At 72.9% G+C, this 14994-nt stretch carries 12 protein-coding genes and 1 pseudogene; 2 read left to right on the forward strand and 11 right to left on the reverse strand.

Annotation, left to right across the window (positions count from 1 at the left end; all coding sequences use genetic code 11):
- The coding region (locus V7793_RS03400; RefSeq protein WP_335581376.1) for a hypothetical protein at nt 1-249 on the forward strand (249 nt) is incomplete at its 5' end.
- 97 nt (nt 250-346) lie between these two features.
- On the opposite strand, the gene V7793_RS03405 is transcribed toward V7793_RS03400, so the two are convergent.
- The 11 genes and pseudogenes from V7793_RS03405 to V7793_RS03460 all read right to left on the reverse strand — a co-directional run bounded on the left by V7793_RS03405 (nt 347) and on the right by V7793_RS03460 (nt 13621).
- On the reverse strand, nt 347-889 hold the full coding sequence (locus V7793_RS03405; protein WP_335581377.1) for a GNAT family N-acetyltransferase: 543 nt from the start codon (nt 887-889) through the stop codon (nt 347-349).
- 117 nt (nt 890-1006) lie between these two features.
- Nucleotides 1007-1543, reverse strand: a complete 537-nt coding sequence (locus V7793_RS03410) for a hypothetical protein (RefSeq protein WP_335581378.1) — start codon at nt 1541-1543, stop codon at nt 1007-1009.
- Nucleotides 1544-1744: 201 nt separating this feature from the next.
- Nucleotides 1745-2545 carry an ABC transporter permease gene (locus V7793_RS03420; protein WP_335581379.1) on the reverse strand — a complete coding sequence of 267 codons (801 nt, stop codon included), beginning with the start codon at nt 2543-2545 and terminating at the stop codon, nt 1745-1747.
- Nucleotides 2542-3640 (reverse strand): annotated as a pseudogene (locus tag V7793_RS03425) (ATP-binding cassette domain-containing protein). Before V7793_RS03425 ends, V7793_RS03420 begins: the two are co-directional and overlap by 4 nt.
- Entirely contained in the window at nt 3637-5058 is a 1422-nt protein-coding gene (locus V7793_RS03430; RefSeq protein WP_335581380.1) for a condensation domain-containing protein, read from the reverse strand. Before V7793_RS03430 ends, V7793_RS03425 begins: the two are co-directional and overlap by 4 nt.
- An 86-nt stretch (nt 5059-5144) precedes the next feature.
- A complete protein-coding gene (locus tag V7793_RS03435; protein ID WP_335581381.1) occupies nt 5145-5414 on the reverse strand; it encodes an acyl carrier protein in 270 nt (89 codons plus the stop codon).
- A gap of 83 nt (nt 5415-5497) precedes the next feature.
- A complete protein-coding gene (locus V7793_RS03440; RefSeq protein WP_335581382.1) occupies nt 5498-7321 on the reverse strand; it encodes an acyl-CoA dehydrogenase in 1824 nt (607 codons plus the stop codon).
- Nucleotides 7318-9171 carry an acyl-CoA dehydrogenase family protein gene (locus V7793_RS03445; protein ID WP_335581383.1) on the reverse strand — a complete coding sequence of 618 codons (1854 nt, stop codon included), beginning with the start codon at nt 9169-9171 and terminating at the stop codon, nt 7318-7320. The genes V7793_RS03440 and V7793_RS03445 overlap by 4 nt, the downstream gene beginning before the upstream one ends.
- Nucleotides 9161-11188: a fatty acyl-AMP ligase gene (locus V7793_RS03450; protein ID WP_335581384.1), complete on the reverse strand. Its 2028-nt coding sequence runs from the start codon at nt 11186-11188 to the stop codon at nt 9161-9163. The genes V7793_RS03445 and V7793_RS03450 overlap by 11 nt, the downstream gene beginning before the upstream one ends.
- A gap of 53 nt (nt 11189-11241) precedes the next feature.
- The gene (locus V7793_RS03455) at nt 11242-12417 is read right to left on the reverse strand and encodes a trypsin-like serine peptidase (RefSeq protein WP_335581385.1); all 1176 of its coding nucleotides are present in this window, start codon (nt 12415-12417) and stop codon (nt 11242-11244) included.
- A gap of 136 nt (nt 12418-12553) precedes the next feature.
- Nucleotides 12554-13621, reverse strand: coding sequence for an alpha/beta hydrolase (locus V7793_RS03460; RefSeq protein ID WP_335581386.1), 1068 nt, complete (start codon nt 13619-13621; stop codon nt 12554-12556).
- A 345-nt stretch (nt 13622-13966) separates the two neighbouring features.
- On the opposite strand from V7793_RS03460, the gene V7793_RS03465 reads away from it, so the two are divergent.
- Nucleotides 13967-14938, forward strand: coding sequence for a helix-turn-helix transcriptional regulator (locus V7793_RS03465; RefSeq protein WP_335581387.1), 972 nt, complete (start codon nt 13967-13969; stop codon nt 14936-14938).
- The last annotated feature ends 56 nt before the right edge of the window (nt 14939-14994 follow it).

Raw genomic sequence — 14994 nt, forward strand, 5'->3', positions numbered from 1 at the left:
GCGGGCGCAATCCGCTACGACCCCCTCAGCGGCACCGGTACCGCCCAGGCCCTGCGTACAGCCGTCCTGGCCGCCGCCGTGATCGACTCCGCCGCCGCAGGCACCCCGGCGGACCGGTTGTGCGCCCACTACACGGCCCGCCTGCGCACCGCGTTCCGCGACCACCTGGCCACCTGCGCCCGGTTCTACCCCCAGGCGTTCGTCACCCCCGCATGGCAGCACGAGCTCGACGCCTGCCGGCCGGGGTGACGGGAGCCGGCCTGGCTGATCGGCGGCATACGCATACGGTTTCCGCTGCACCATGAACTCGCGGTCCGCTACGCGGCTACCGTCCTCGTTGCCGCCGTCAACGAGTGGTTGTGACGTACTGGTCCGACGACAACTCGAACACCCGTACTCGCCGGCCGCAGGTGGGGTTGACGGTCTCACGGACCGGATACATCCCCAGTTTGGTCATGATCCGTTCAGAGGCGTCGTTGCCCACTTGAGCGATGCTGACGATCCGCTCCAGCCCTCGCTCTTCGAACCCGAACCGTACGGCGGCCGCAGCGGCCTCGGTGGCCAGACCCTGCCCCCAGTGGGAACGTCCCAGCCGCCAGCCGACCTCAACCGCCGGCAGTACCTCCGGCAGGAAGTGGGGCACCGAAAGGCCGGTGAACCCGGCCAGCTCGCCAGTGGACCGGATCTCCACGGCGAACAGGCCGAAGCCCTGTGACTCCCACTCGCTCTCCCATGCCCGGATCCCGCCGCGCGTCTGCTGTTCGTCACGGACGCTGCCGTCACGGATCCACCGCATGACCTCGGGGTCGGCGTTGACGGCAGCCATGGGCGCCACGTCTTCCTCGCGCCAGCGACGCAGGATCAAACGGGGAGTCTCAAGCGTGACCATCCAGTCATTGTGGATCACAAATGAGCTCTCCACCATCCTCACCAGGCACGTTCGATGCCGGTCTGCGGTGCCGCGCACGTGTGCCGCCGCAGACCGGTGAGGCTCGGTGACTGCTGGTCAGTTGGTGGTCTCGGTGTCTTCGAAGTAGGAGTCGAGCGCTGTGTCCAGGTCCGTCACCCACTGCTTGAGGAGGCTCCGGCTGGGTGCCTCGATGTGAACGTCGTAGCTGCGGCGGCTGGTGGTGTACACACTGACGGAGAGCCGGCGGCCGAACCGGGGGGTGTTCGTCTCCACCGCGCCGATCTCGGACCAGTCGAACTCGGCCGTCTCGTCGTCCAGCCGGAATGTGACGCCGGTTCCGTCGACGGTGATCGAACCGCGTCGGTCGGACACCTCGAAGACCGGGCCGTCGGCAACCGGTCGCGGTTCCTGATCGGCGGCAGCCGTCTCCGTTTCCACCTCCGTTTCCACCTCCGGTTCTGAAGCAGCGCCGACATCCGCTGCAGCGTCTGCCGCATCCGCTACGTCGTCCGCTGGTACCGCTGTACGCTCCTTCGCCTCGGCCGGGCGCGGCGGGGTCAGGCCGGGGACGAACGCCGGATCGGTTCCGGCGGCGTGCACGGGCGGGGTGTTCTGGCCTATACGGTGCTCCACGGCGGGCAGTATGGCCGATGAAGCTGTGCAAGCGGTAGCCGGGCCCGGGTCGACGCGCCGCCCGCACTCCGGCCTGGCGTACGTGCAGCCGCGTATCGCCGGCCCGGACACCGGTGTCACCCTGCGCCGCTGGGTGCCCCGCCTGCGCGCTGACGCCACCGGTCCGGGCACCGTCCCGTCATGGCACGCCCTGCGGACCCGTCAGCGGTGGGCGATTCCGCGGTACCGGGCCGTGGCCCATGTCATGGCGACGGCGACGATGGCGAGTGAGCACAGCGTGCCGTACAGGAGGGCGTGCTGGGCCGGCCATCCGGCCGGCTGGGCCAGGTTCGGGGGCGTGGGGTTGCCGAACAGGGCGCGGGTGGCGTTCGCCAGGGCGGTGACCGGGTTCCACTCCGCGATCGTGGCCAGGGGCCGGGGCATCGCGGCGACCGAGACGAAGCCCGACGAGACGAAGGTGACCGGGAACAGCCAGATCAGGCCCAGGCTCTGTGCCACCTCCGCGCTGCGGGCGACCAGGCCGATGACGGCACCGGTCCAGGACATGGCGAAGGCGAAGAGCAGGAGCAGCGCGTAACCCATGACGGCGTCGAGGGGAGGGCCGTGGACGCGCCAGCCGACGGCGAGCCCGCACATGCTGGTGACCAGCAGGCTGACGGCGTTCATCGTCAGATCGGACACGGTGCGCCCCATCAGGACGGCGACGCGTGACATCGGCAGGGAGCGGAACCGGTCGATGATCCCGGTCTGGAGGTCCTCGGCCAGGCCGACCGCGGTGAAGGAGGCGTTGAAGGCGACGGTCTGGACGAAGATGCCGCCCATGAGGAACTCGCGGTAGGAGGCGCCGCCCAGGCTGCTGCCGAAGACGTATCCCAGCAGCAGGACGAACATGACGGGCTGCACGGTGCTCGCCAGGACCGCACCCGGCGTGCGCCGGATGGTGAGGAGGTTGCGCCAGGCCACGGCCCCGCTGTCCGAGGCGACGCGCGCGAGGGCGTTCACCTGCGCACCGTGTCCCGGCCGCGGCGGCCGGTCTGCCCGGCCTGCCGGGCCTGCCGGGCCTGCCGGGAACGGGTTGCAGGCGGGTCCGGTGGTGTTCCGCCGGGCCCGCGGTCGGGCGACGGCGGCTTCCCGGTCAGGGTGAGGAAGACGTCCTCCAGGGTGGCGCGGCGGAGGCCGAGGTCGAGGACCCGGATGCCGGCGGCGTTCAGGTCCTGGGCGACGGCGGCGAGCGCACGCTGGCCCTCGCCGGGCCCGACGGTGAGCTCCAGCCGCCCCGCGCGCCCTTCGGCCGGCGAGCACGTCGTCCCCCGGGCGGTCAGGATCCGCCGTGCGCCCTCCGCGTCGCGGGGGGTCGGAGACGACGACCTCGACCCGCTCACCGCCGGTGACCGCCTTGAGCTGGTCGCTCGTGCCCTCCGCGACGACCCTGCCCCGGTCGAGCACCGCGATCCGGTCGGCCAGGTGGTCGGCCTCCTCCAGGTACTGGGTGGTCAGGAGCACGGTCGTGCCGTCGCGGACGAGGTCGCGGACGACGTCCCACGTGTCGAGGCGGCTCTGCGGGTCCAGGCCGGTGGTGGGCTCGTCGAGCACCACGACCGGTGGCGCGGCGACGAGGGCACCGGCCAGGTCGAGCCGCCGGCGCATGCCGCCGGACCAGGTCCCCGCCGGGCGGTCGGCGTCGTGGTGGAGGCGGAACCGTTCGAGCAGCTCGCGCGCGGTCGCCGTGGCCCGGGCGCGCGGCATTCCGTACAGGCGCGCGACCAGACGGAGGTTCTCGAAGCCGGTCAGCTTGTCGTCGACCGCCGCGTACTGCCCGGACAGGCCGATGAGCCGGCGCACCCTGCCGGGGTGCCGGACGACGTCCGTGCCGAGGACGAGGGCCTGTCCGGCGTCGGGGCGCAGCAGTGTGGTGACGATCCGCACGGTGGTTGTCTTGCCGGCGCCGTTGGGGCCCAGGAGGGAGGTGACCCGGCCGGCCGGGATGTGCAGGTCGAGCCCGTCGAGCACGGCCCGGCCGCCGAAGGTCTTCCGCAGCCCGCCGAGTTCGACGGCGTTACCGACGGTGTCGGCGGCGGCGTTCGCTTCCGCTGTCACCGGCCGTTCCCCGGCAGCGGAAGATGGGAGAGGGGCCGGTCCGGCCGGGCGGCCGCGCTCTCCAGGAAGGCGAGGAACCGCTCCTGGTGGGTGGCGATGTCGTCCTCGGTATAGAGCGTGGCGTTGCCGAGGAATTCGATCTTCATGCTGTCCGGCTGCGGGCCGGGGCCCGTGGGCCCGTCCCGGCCGGCCGGGGTGCGGTAGACCTTCAGGGCCAGGTCGGGGATGAGACCGGCGGGCAGCTGCCGGGGAGTGGTCGTGCACGACCCGAAGCGGAACTCCCGCCCGAAGGCCATGACGTTGACCTCGGGACCGACAAGGGCTGCCGAGTCGGCGGACAGACCGAGGTCGGCGCGGAGGTGCGCGGTCGGGTAGCGCTGGTGCCGGATGATGTGCCGGATCTTCGTCCCGGCCTCCTCCACGAGCCGGGCGAAGGTCGTCGCGGGGCCCACGGGCAGCCGGAGCGGCAGCACGTTGGCCAGCATCGCAGGCGTGGCGAGGGCGGCCCGCGAGTGCCGCGCCGCCATGGGCAGGCTGGTGATGACCTCCGGGTGGCCGGTGAGGCGGTGCGTGTACGCCGCGGTGGCGGCGACGATCGTGGCGGACCAGCGTCCGACGCCCGCACCGACCGTGCCGAGCAGCGTGCTGAGCTGTTCGGGAGCGAGCAGTGCGGTGCTGTCCACGGTGCGTCCGGAGGACGCGGCGCGCCCGGTCAGCGGGGTGCCCTCGGGCGGTGCGGCGAACTCGTCCCGCCAGAACGCGGCGTCCGCGGCGCGGTCCGGCGAGGAGAGGTAGGCGGCTGTCTCGTCGAGCAGCCTGACCAGCGGGGCAGCGGCGGACGGCGCCGGATCGCGCCCGCTCTCGTAGGCGGTGTACAGCTCGGCGAGGCGCCGGCAGTGGAGGTACTGGCCGAAGCCGTCCAGGGCGATGTGGTGGTACCGGAAGTAGAGGAGGCTGCGCCGGGGGCCGAGGACGAACAGGACGTGCGTGCAGGGGGCCTCGACTGCCAGGTCGGTCGCGGTGCGCAGGTCCTCCTCCATCAGCTGCTCGGCCGCGGCCTCCGGCTGGGCGTGGCCGGAGAGGTCGACGACGCCGAGCAGGCCCTTCCCCGCCTCCTGCTCTTCCGCCTCCTCTGCTTCCTCCCCGGTCTCACCTGCGGGTTCCACGGTGAGGCCGGCGCCGTCGCCTGTGGCGTGGAAGCGCGTCCGCAGGGTGTCGGCCTCGGCGACCCCCCGTGCCACGGCGCGGCGCAGGGCGTCGTGGTCGAGCGTCCCGTCGAGGGCGATGGCGACGGCGCAGTTGTAGAGCGGGTCGTCCGGCGCCTGTTGCTGTGCGGCCCAGATGCCGGTCTGGGCGACGGTGGCGGGGCGGAGGACGGTGGGGTCGAGGTGACGTCGGCGATGGCGGTGGTCGGACACGTGTCCCCTTCACTCGGTGGTGTCACGGGCGGGGGTTCCGGGCGTCCCGGAGGTGGCGGACATCCCGAACACAACGGGGATTCCGGTCACGTGCCCCGGGTGAGTTCCTTGGTGACGGCCTCGACGAGCGCGTCGATCGTCGGGTTGTCCCACATCATGGTGGGGTCGACGTCGATGCCGAAGCGGTCCTCTATCTCCGCCGCGACGGACAGGGCGTAGACGGAGTCCAGGCCGTAGTCGCTGAGCGGGACGTGCGACGCGATGTCCTCGCGGGGCAGCTGCACGTGCTCGGCGACCAGGCCGAGGAGCCAGTCCCGGAGGGCGTCTCTGCCGTGCTCGGCCTTCGGATCAGCCATGTTCTCTCCCTTTTCACGGGTTTCAGCGGGGGACGGGGGCGCCGTGCGGGACACCGGGGTGCCGTGCGGGTCGGCTGCCCGTGTCAGGTGGTGGCCGTGCGTGGGGTGCGCGGGAGCAGCCCGTAGCCGAGCGCGTGCTCGTGCCGGTGCAGCAGCCGTTCCCACAGGGCGTCCTCCAGGTACGGCGGCAGCGTGGGGGGCGCGGCGCCGAGAGGGGCGCGCAGCCGGTGCAGCGCCGCGGCCGCCCAGACGGGGTCCGCGAGACCGGAGTCCGCAGGGGCGGGGGCCTCGCGACAGCCCTCCGCGAGAGCGGAGTCCATGACACCTGCGCCACCCGCCGCACGGCTGAGCCGCGCCTCGCGCCAGGTTTCGAAGCAGGCTGCGGCCACGAGCACGTTCACGTAGCGCGTCGTGAGGTCGTAGCTGGACGACCGTGCCATGACGGACAGTTCGCCGGGCCGGAGCGCCGCGCACTCCCCGGCCAGCGCGGCGAGTTCCGCGGTGAAGTGCTCCCCGTGTTCCGCGAGCGCGCGGTGGGCGGGGCCGTCGCCGTCGGGCATGGCGGCGAGCCCCCTGGCCAGTGAGGTGCTCAGACTCTCCCGCCCGCCGGCGGTGAGGGCCAGGGCGCGGAAGTCCATGGGCGGCAGCTCCGCTCCCGGCCGGAACAGTCCGGCGGGAGCGGCGGGAGCGGCGGCGCCGCGGAGCCAGGAGCGGCGGGCCAGCAGGGGGAGCTGCGGCAGGAGCGACACCTGGCAGGCGGCGCGCGCCGCATGCCCGAACCCGACGGGCTGGAGGTCGCGCAGCAGCTTCTGGAAGATCGCGCCGGGGCCCTCGCGGAGGTAGAAATGGGCGCCGAGGACGGAGGCGAGCCTGTTCACGGCGTCCATGAGCGCTTTGGACACGAAGTACTTCACTGCTTGGGCGTGGACGGCGGTCTCGGCGGGCAGCAGCTGCAGCGCACGGGTGGTGACGGTGGCGAAGCAGTCCGCGGTGAGCAGGTCGGCGAAGGCCCCGGTGAGGACGGAGCGCACGTGGGGCAGGTCGGCGGCGGTCCTGCCGTAGAGGTGGCGGTTGCGGACGTGGCGCAGGGTGACGTCCAGCGCCGTCTCGACGACCGCCGTGGACATGGCCGCGAGGGTGGTGCGCGTCACCTGGAACGAGCGCAGGGCCGTCTCCAGGCCCAGCCCCTCACCGCCGAGGACGGCGCGCGCGGGGACCGGGCAGTTACGGAACTCGACGCCGCCGAGCTGGACGCCGCGCATGCCGGTGGTGCGGTAGCGCGGCAGGTAGGTGACGCGCCGGGCGGGCAGCCGGGACTTGTCGACGTAGACCTGGGAGTGGCTGCGGCTGCCGTGCGCCGTCGAGGTACGGGCGAAGACCACCACCGCTTCGGCGCGCCGGAGGTTGGTGACGACTTCCTTGCGCCCGTTGAGGAGGAGCGTCGTTCCGTCGCCGCGTGGCAGGGCGCTGAACTCGGTGCCTGCCATGTCGTTGCCGTGGGCCAGCTCGTGGTAGGCGACGGCGATGCGCCCGCCGTCCCGCAGCAGGTCCGCGGCCGCCCGGCAATGGCCGTCGCCGCCCGCGGTCCAGATGTTGACGCCGGCGATGAAGGAGCTGGCGCCGTAGCCCAGACCCAGGCAGGGATCGCGCCGGTAGACGGTACGCATGACGTCGACGAGCCGGTCGAGGCGGGCGAGGCGGCCGCCGAACGCCGTGGGCACGAACTCCTCGTTGAGGCCGAACGCGTCCAGGGCCTCCTCGCCCGCCGCGAGCATCTCGCCGCGTTCGTCGGCCGCGAGCACGGCGGCGAAGCCCAGGGGGTTGCCGGGGTCGGCGGGATCGCCGAGGATCCGGTCGAGCGCGTGCGCCCGGTCCGTCCGGGCGGCCGCCGCAGGAGTCGAGGTCATGAGACGCCCCTTCGTACGGGCCCGCGTCGTGGCGCGGCCGGTGGAGTGCCGTCGGCAGCCGGTGGCGTGCCGGTGGCTTCCGACCGGGTGGCTTCCGACTGGAGGGCTTCCGGCTGGAGGGCTTCCGGCCGGGCGGCGCCGTCGGCCCGCAGCGGCGGCGGCTGCTGCTCGCCCAGCAGCCGGTCGGCCAGGCGGTCGAATGCCTCGGCGCGGTCCTCACCGAGGGGATGACCGAGGCGGTTGAGGACGAGAGCCAGCCCCGCGGACAGCCGCAGGACGTCGTACGGAGTGCCGGCACCGGCCAGGTACAGGTGGATCAGGGCCGTTCCGGCGAAGCACAGTTCGTACTGTTCGGCGAGGTCGAAGGCGGCTTGCGGAACGTTGCGAGGAGCGCGCTCCTGCTCGCCGAGGCGGGTGTGGAGCGCGTCTGCGAAGGCGGCGAGCTCGTCGGCCGCGCGGGACGCCTCCCACGGCACCAGGCCCTCCCCGGCCGCGCGCCTCAGCCGCTCGGCGGCCTCGGGGAGCAGCTGGACGAGGCTGCAGCCGCGGGTCGACAGCATCCTCAGCCGCGCCGGGTCGAAGGGAAGGACGGGGGCGCCCGGTACCGTCCGGGCCACGGCGTCCCGGTCGGCCGTCCCCTTGCGCCAGGCCCGGGACAGGGCGGGGAAGTGATCGACGAGCAGGTTGCGGTTGACGGCGGTGCTGCCGTCGAAGACCGCCACGATGCGGTGGTCCCGCTCCAGCTTGGCGAACGCGCCGTCCGCGTAGGACTCGCTCAGGAAGCCGCGCACGCCCAGAAGTTCGGCGAGCGTGTCCAGGCTGTCCTGGACGAGACCCGGGACGAGGGCCTTGGTGACGGCGGAGACGACGCTCAGCTCGGACGGGAGCGTGTGGATGCTGCGGGCCGCGACGTCCACCACCGACTCCGCGACGGCCAGGGTGGCGGCGGCCCGCCCCAGGATGCGGCGGACGCGCGGCAGCTCGGCGAGCCTGCGCCCGTACAGGACGCGGCTGCGGGCGTAGCGGACGGCGATGTCCAGGCCGTGGTCGAGGGCGCCGAGCGAGAGGGAGGTGCACAGGGTGCGGGTGAGCTGGAGGGACGTGAGGACCGTCTCGATACCGGCGCCGGACTCGCCGACGAGCGCGGTGCCGGGGACGACCGCCCCGTCGAAGGCGATGCCGCTGATGTCCGCGCCCTGGATGCCGTGGGTGCGCACCTTCGGCAGGGTGCGGTACGAGCCGGGCGCCAGCCGGGTCTTGTCGACCAGGAACAGGCTGAAGCCGCGGGGGCCGCCCGCGTCGGCCGTGCGGGCGAGGACGCACAGGTATCGACCGCGCGTCGCGTTGTTGATGAGCCACTTCTCGCCGTCGAGCCGCCATCCGCCCTCGCAGGGGCGGGCCGTGAGCTCCCCGGCGAGCAGGTCGCTGCCGTGGTCGCGTTCGGTGAGGGCCCAGGAGACGACGGCGCCGCTGCGGACGGCCCGGGCGAGCCGGGCCGCCTGCTCCTGTGCCCCCGCGACCCAGACGGGTGCGGCGCCCAGGAACGTCTTGCCGTGGGCGACGGCGACGGTCAGGTCGCGGCGCGCCACGATGCGCTGCAGCTGGACCAGCTCGGCCATGTCGCGCATGCGACCGCCGTGGCGGACGTCCACGTAGAAGGAGCACAGGCCGAAGGAGTCGAGGGCGGCGCAGGCGGTGGCGGGGAACTCCTCCCGGCGGTCAAGGGCGGAGAGCGCGGCCCGGGCGAACGGGGTCTCGCCGGCCCAGGGCCGGTCCAGGAAGGCATCGAGGGCGATCACGGAGTCATAGGTGGTCGCGAGGCCGTAGGAGGCCGAATGGTCATGGGGCACGGTGCACGTCCTCCGGTAGCGTGCCGGCCCTGCTGCCGACCGGGCGGGCCGGGTCCTCCGCGCCCAGTGGCACGGTGCGCGCCAGGGCCGGGCCGAGCGCGGTGTGCACGGGCCGGAGCCCCCCGGAGCACAGCAGTTCGCGGGTGCGCAGCCGCTGGATCTTCCCGCTGGTGGTGCGCGGGACGGTACCCCGGCGGACGAGCACCAAGCCGCCCAGATACGCCCCGAAGCCCTGGAAGACGGTGTTCCTGACCGAGGCGGCCAGTCGTTCGAGATCCGCGCGGTCGTGACGGCCCCGGATCTCGTGCACGAGGACGAGGGCTTCGTTCTCTTGCCGGCCGCCCGGGCCCCCGGAACCGCCGGCGGGCACGGTGAAGGCGGCGCCGCACAGGCCCCGGAGCGGGGCGTGCCGGTCGCGGACCTCGTACTCGATGTCCTGCGGGTAGAGGTTGCGGCCGCGCAGGATGATCATCTCCTTGATGCGGCCGGTGACGAAGAGTTCGCCGTCGAGTACGGCGCCGAGGTCCCCGGTGCGCAGATGGGCCTCCGCCCGGTCCGTCCCATCCGTGCGGTGCCCGGTGGCGGGGGAGGAGCCGTCGGCGGGCCCACCGGCACCGGTCACAGGTTCCGCGAGCGTCGCGCGGAAGACCCGGTCGGTGGCCTCCGGGGCGTTCCAGTAGCCGCGGGCGACGCTGTCGCCGCGCAGCCAGATCTCACCGACCGTCCCGTCGGGCACCGGCCGCAGGGTGGCGGGGTCGACGATGGTGACCTCGAAGTCGGCGGGGTAGCCGCAGGAGACGAGCTCGGTGGCGGCGGCCCCGGCGCCGGGCGTCGCGCGCGTCCGCCCTGCGTCGGCGGCGGGGACGAGGGCGCCGGTGGCCAGGCGCGCCTCGTCGAAGCGGCGCACGACCGGATCCCGGCCGACGGGGGTGCTGACGAAGACCGTGGCCTCGGCCAGGCCGTAGCTGGGCTTGAAGACATCGGCCCGCAGCCCGGCCGGTGCGAAGCGCTTGGCGAAGTCGGTGAGGGTGGCGGGCCGCACCGGCTCGGATCCGTTGCAGGCGATGCGCCAGCGGGACAGGTCGAGCCCGGCCAGTTGCTCGTCGGTGACCCTGCGGGTGCACAGCTCGTAGGCGAAGTCCGGGGCTGCGGAGACGCTGGCGCCGAACTCGTCCATCATGCGCAGCCACTGGTGGGGCCGCTTGAGGAATCCGGTGGGGCCCATCATCACGGAGGACGCGCCCAGGGCGAGCGCGGGCAGGACCATGCCCAGGAGTCCCATGTCGTGGTAATGCGGGATCCACGAGCCGAAGACCGTGGTGCGGTCGACGCCGAACGCGCGCCTGATGCTGTCGGCGTTGTGCAGGAGGTTGCCGTGGGTGACGACAACACCCTTGGGGTCGCCGGTGGATCCCGAGGTGTACTGCAGCAGGGCGACGGTGTCGTGGTCGAGAGCCGGAGCCGGAGCCGGACACGGAGCCGGCTTCGTGTCCACCCGTGCCCCGGCCGCGTCGGGGCGCACGGTGGTGGCGAGGCCGTCGGTGAGGAGGATGGCGCAGCGCTCGCCACCCGGGCCCTCCTCGTCCAGGCCCTCCCCGCCCAGGACTTTTCTGTCCAGGCTCTCCGCCCACGCGGTGACCTCCGGCAGGCTCGCGGTGCTGGTCAGCACGATGGCGGTCCCCGCATCGGTGGCGATGGCGGTGACACGCCGCTGCTGCGGCCGGAACCGGCCGGGCAGGGGCGAGGGAACCGCGATGACACCCGCGTACAGGCATCCGAGGAAGGCCACGACGCACTCCGGCCCCTCGGGGTGGAGCAGCAGCGCGCGATCGCCCGGAACACACCGCTGGAGGAGCGCGGCCGCGATCGACCGCGCTCGGAGGTCCAGTTGCTCGTACGTGAGGGACGTGCGGCCGTCGGCGGCGTCGAGGTCGTGTACGAACGTCACCGCCGTGCGGGTGCGGATGGAGCGGTCGGCGGCCTGCCGGCGGATCGCGTCGGCGTAGTTCCGGTGCACGGCGTCCTCACGACCCGGGCTCCGGAGGTCCCGGCGGTTCCTCTCGCCCACCGTCACCCCTTCGTGCCGCGGGGCGCGGTGGCTGCGGGCGCGGCCTTGTGCGCTGATGACGTGCCCGCGGAGGAGGCGCGCGCGCCGGCCGACGACGGGCCGCCCGCCGGGTCGGCGGACTGGGCGAAGTCGTAGACGGTCCGCTCCTCGGCACCGAGGTGGGTGGAGCTCAGGTTGGGCCCCTGCAGCCAGCCGAGGATGCCGATGATCTGACCCGGGTCGTCGTAGCGGGAGAAGACCCCGACCTGGACGCCCTCGCCGGTGGCGGGGTCGAAACCGGCCAGCAGGGGTCCGCCGCTGGTCCCCGGCGACAGCGCGCCGCGCATCACGTCGCTGTAGTAGACCGGGTCCGCCCACGAGGTGCCCTGCGCCACCATCAGGGAACGGCCGTCGAAGGTGCGCTGGAGGCCGGAGGACACGTTGCCGGGACGGTAGTAGTTGCGCTCGTTGATGGTGGGGTAGCCGAACACGTGGTGCTGTTGGCTCTGCGGCTGGTCGAAGGCGATCCGCTGTGCGCCGGTGACTTGGGCGATCGGCCGCGGCTCGTCGGGGTTGTCCACCAGGATCGCGGCCATGTCGTGCCCGAGCAGCCAGTCGGCGCTCTCACTCCAGGTCTTGGTGAAGAACTCGCGCGTCACGCCCCAGACCCCGTACGGCGCGATGTCCTTGCCGGGAAGTGCGGTGCTGGTGGTGCCGCGCGGCAGGTTCGCTCCGTTGAACCCCGGCACGAAGACCATGTTGGTGACGACCGTGTTCCCCCATCCCAGGCCGAAGGGGGTGTGGACGCGTACGCAGTGCGCAGCGGTGAGCACGGTGCTTTCGTTGGCGCTGGTCACCACGTTGCCGGAGCACGAGGACCGGGCGACGGTGCCGTTGTCCAGGTCCTTGGTCTCCATGAAGATCTTGCCGGCGGTGCGGGAGATCAGCCCGGCCTTCCGCGGCCACGGCTTGCTGAGGTCGTCCCAGCCTCCCGGCGGCGGGGACGCGTCCTGGTCCTCGTGGTTGAGGCCGGCGGCGGCCATCCTGTCCAGGGTCCAGTACTCGACCTCGGCCCTGAGGCGCTGCGCGTAGTCCGCGCCGGCCGGGACCAGCGGACGCAGCTCGAACGCCGGCACGTCGGCACTGGCGGGCGGTGCGGTCGTGAGCAGCGCGGCCATCATCCCGAGCGCGCCGAGCACGCTCGTTCTCGTACGTCGTGACCATCTCGTGCGTCGTGACCATTTCCCGAGGGACATCGTCTTTCCCTTCGAAGGGTTCCGGGGATTCCGGGGACTCCGGAGGTTCCGGAGATTCCGGGGTGGTCGTGCGGGCGGGTCAGGCGGCCGAGGCGAAGGCCGCTTCCAGGCGCGGTACGTAGTCCTCGAGGTCCTGCGCCCAGCAGCCGAAGTTGTGGCCGCCGTCGCATGCTTCGCCCCAGCCGGAGCCGTTGCCGTAGTCGACGTAGTGGTACGGGTAGCCGAGCCGGTCCAGGCCGTCCTTTGCGTGCTGCGCCGCCGACCTGACCCAGAACTCCGGTTCGGCGGGGTTGCCGTTGCCGTCACCGGTGTAGAGCGCGATGCCCATGCCCTGCAGACGGTCCATGTGGGAGGACGGGTCGGCCTCGTTCCAGAGCCGGTCGGCGTCGAGGATCGGGTACGGGGAGCCGAAGATCGCGTCGCTGGAGACCGTAGGTCCGAAGTCGAGGGAGCAGGTGGGGCCGCTGGAACCGCACAACGCGGTACCGATGTTGGTGAGGGTGGCGACGACGGCTCCGCGCATGACGAGGTGGTTGGCGGAGAGGTCGGTGGCGCCGGAGAGCGAGGCGACCTGGCCGAAGAGGCCGGGGTGGCGCTGGGCGTAGTGGAGGGCGCCGAAGCCGCCCATGGACAGGCCGGCGACGGCGCGGTTCTGCTTGCCGGTGAGGGTACGGAGGTTGGCGTCGATGAACGGGATGACCTGGCTGATGTGGAAGGTCTCCCAGTTCTGGGCGCCGGCGGCGGTGTCCTGGTCGCGCCAGTCGGCGTACCAGCCCCGGCGGCCGCCGTCGGGGATGACGGTGATCATCGACTGGGCGGCGGCGAGGGCGGGGTAGGCCAGGTTCGGGTTGCCGGGGTCGTCGGAAGCGCCGTGCAGGAAATACAGGACCGGGTAACGGCGGGTGGCCTCGGCCGTGTAGTCGCGCGGGAGCAGGATACGGATGCGGTGCTCCCCGGCAACCTGGGGTGTGGTGACCGTGACGACGAAGTTGGTGGCCGTGCCGGTGACCGGGCCCGTCAGCGTGAGGCCGGAGCCGTCGTGCATCGGGGGCGGCGGGGCCGGGGCCTCGGCGGCGTGGGCGGCCGGCAGCGGCAGGCCCACCAGAACGAGAACCGCGACGGCAACCGCGGCAACGACGGCGGTCACGGCATCCACCGCCCTCCGCACGCGCGGCAGCGGAAGGAGACGGAAGGAAGGCCGGAGCCGGGACGACAGGAGCCGGGAACGCCGGAGCCGGGAACGCCGGAGCCGGGAAGGCAGAAAGGAAGAGCGCAGGAACCAGGAGGGCAGGACTGATCTCATCGGAGTCCTCGCGGTGGGCCGGTGTCGGGGAACAGTGCTTCGGCCGGACACCGGGAATCTCATCGCAGCGACCGGCCCCGCGCCATACGAGAAGGCGGCCTACTTGGGCCACTGGCGCAGGTGTGCCACTCCCGCTGTAAGGTTCGACGGTCGGGACGTCCGGTGTTCGAGTACGGCGAGGGGAGAGTCGTGCACGACGTGTTGGACCCGGCCTCCGACCGCGGACGGGTCTACCGGTCCCTGGTCGGTCATCCGGGCGAGCCCCTGGGGCGGCTGGCGGCCCGGTCCGGTCTGAGCGAGTCCGCCGTCACCGCGGTGCTGGAGGAACTCGCCACCGAGAACATCGTCATGGCGACGGGCTCCGCTGCCGGGGAGACGCTCTGGGAGGCGTTGCCGCCCACGCAGGTCGTCGAGGTGCTGCTGCAGCGCGACGCGGCGCTTCGGGCGGCCCTGCGCCGGGCCGGTACGGAGCTGGAGCAGCTCTACCGGTTCGCCCGGCGGGAAGCCGGTCACTACGGCGCGCTGGAGGTCGTCGAGGACCCCGTGCGCCTGCTCATGACCAGTCGGCAACTGCAGCTGGCAGCACGCCGGGAGCTGCGGGTCATCGACGTCCCGCCGTACTCCGGGTCGCCCGACCACTACCTGGAGCAGGAGGCGATCCAGCGCGAGCGCATGGCCGCCGGAGTCGTCTACCGCACCATCTACCACGGCACGGCGTTCGCCGACCCGGTCGCGGGGCCCAACATGGCGCGCATGATCGACGCCGGCGAGCAGGCGCGGGCCCTGGACGACCCGCCCATCAAACTCGCCATCCGTGACGGCGACCTCGCGGTGGTCACCGTCATCGCCGACGACCACCCGGGCCTCGTCTCCCTCCTTGTCCGCCCGTCCGGCCTGTTCCAGACGCTGTCCAAGGTGTTCGAGTCCCTGTGGAAGCTCGCCGTCCCGGTGTCGGCGGCGGGCATCGGCCCGCAGCTCGACACCCGCGACCGGCAGATCCTCACGCTCATGGCCAGTGGTGCCACGGACGACGCGATCGCCAGGCGCCTGGGCCTGGGCCGCCGCACCGTCGTGCGCCGGGTCTCGGCACTGCTGACCCGGCTGGGCGCCACGACCCGCTTCCAGGCAGGCGTCCAGGCGGCTCGGCGCGGCTGGCTCTGAGCCACGGTCTCCGCGGCTGGGCCCCGTGGCCGGTCCGGATCCGCGGGGTACGGGGC

The organism is Streptomyces sp. KLMMK, assembly GCF_036961605.1.
GTDB classification, from domain to species: domain Bacteria; phylum Actinomycetota; class Actinomycetes; order Streptomycetales; family Streptomycetaceae; genus Streptomyces; species Streptomyces telluris.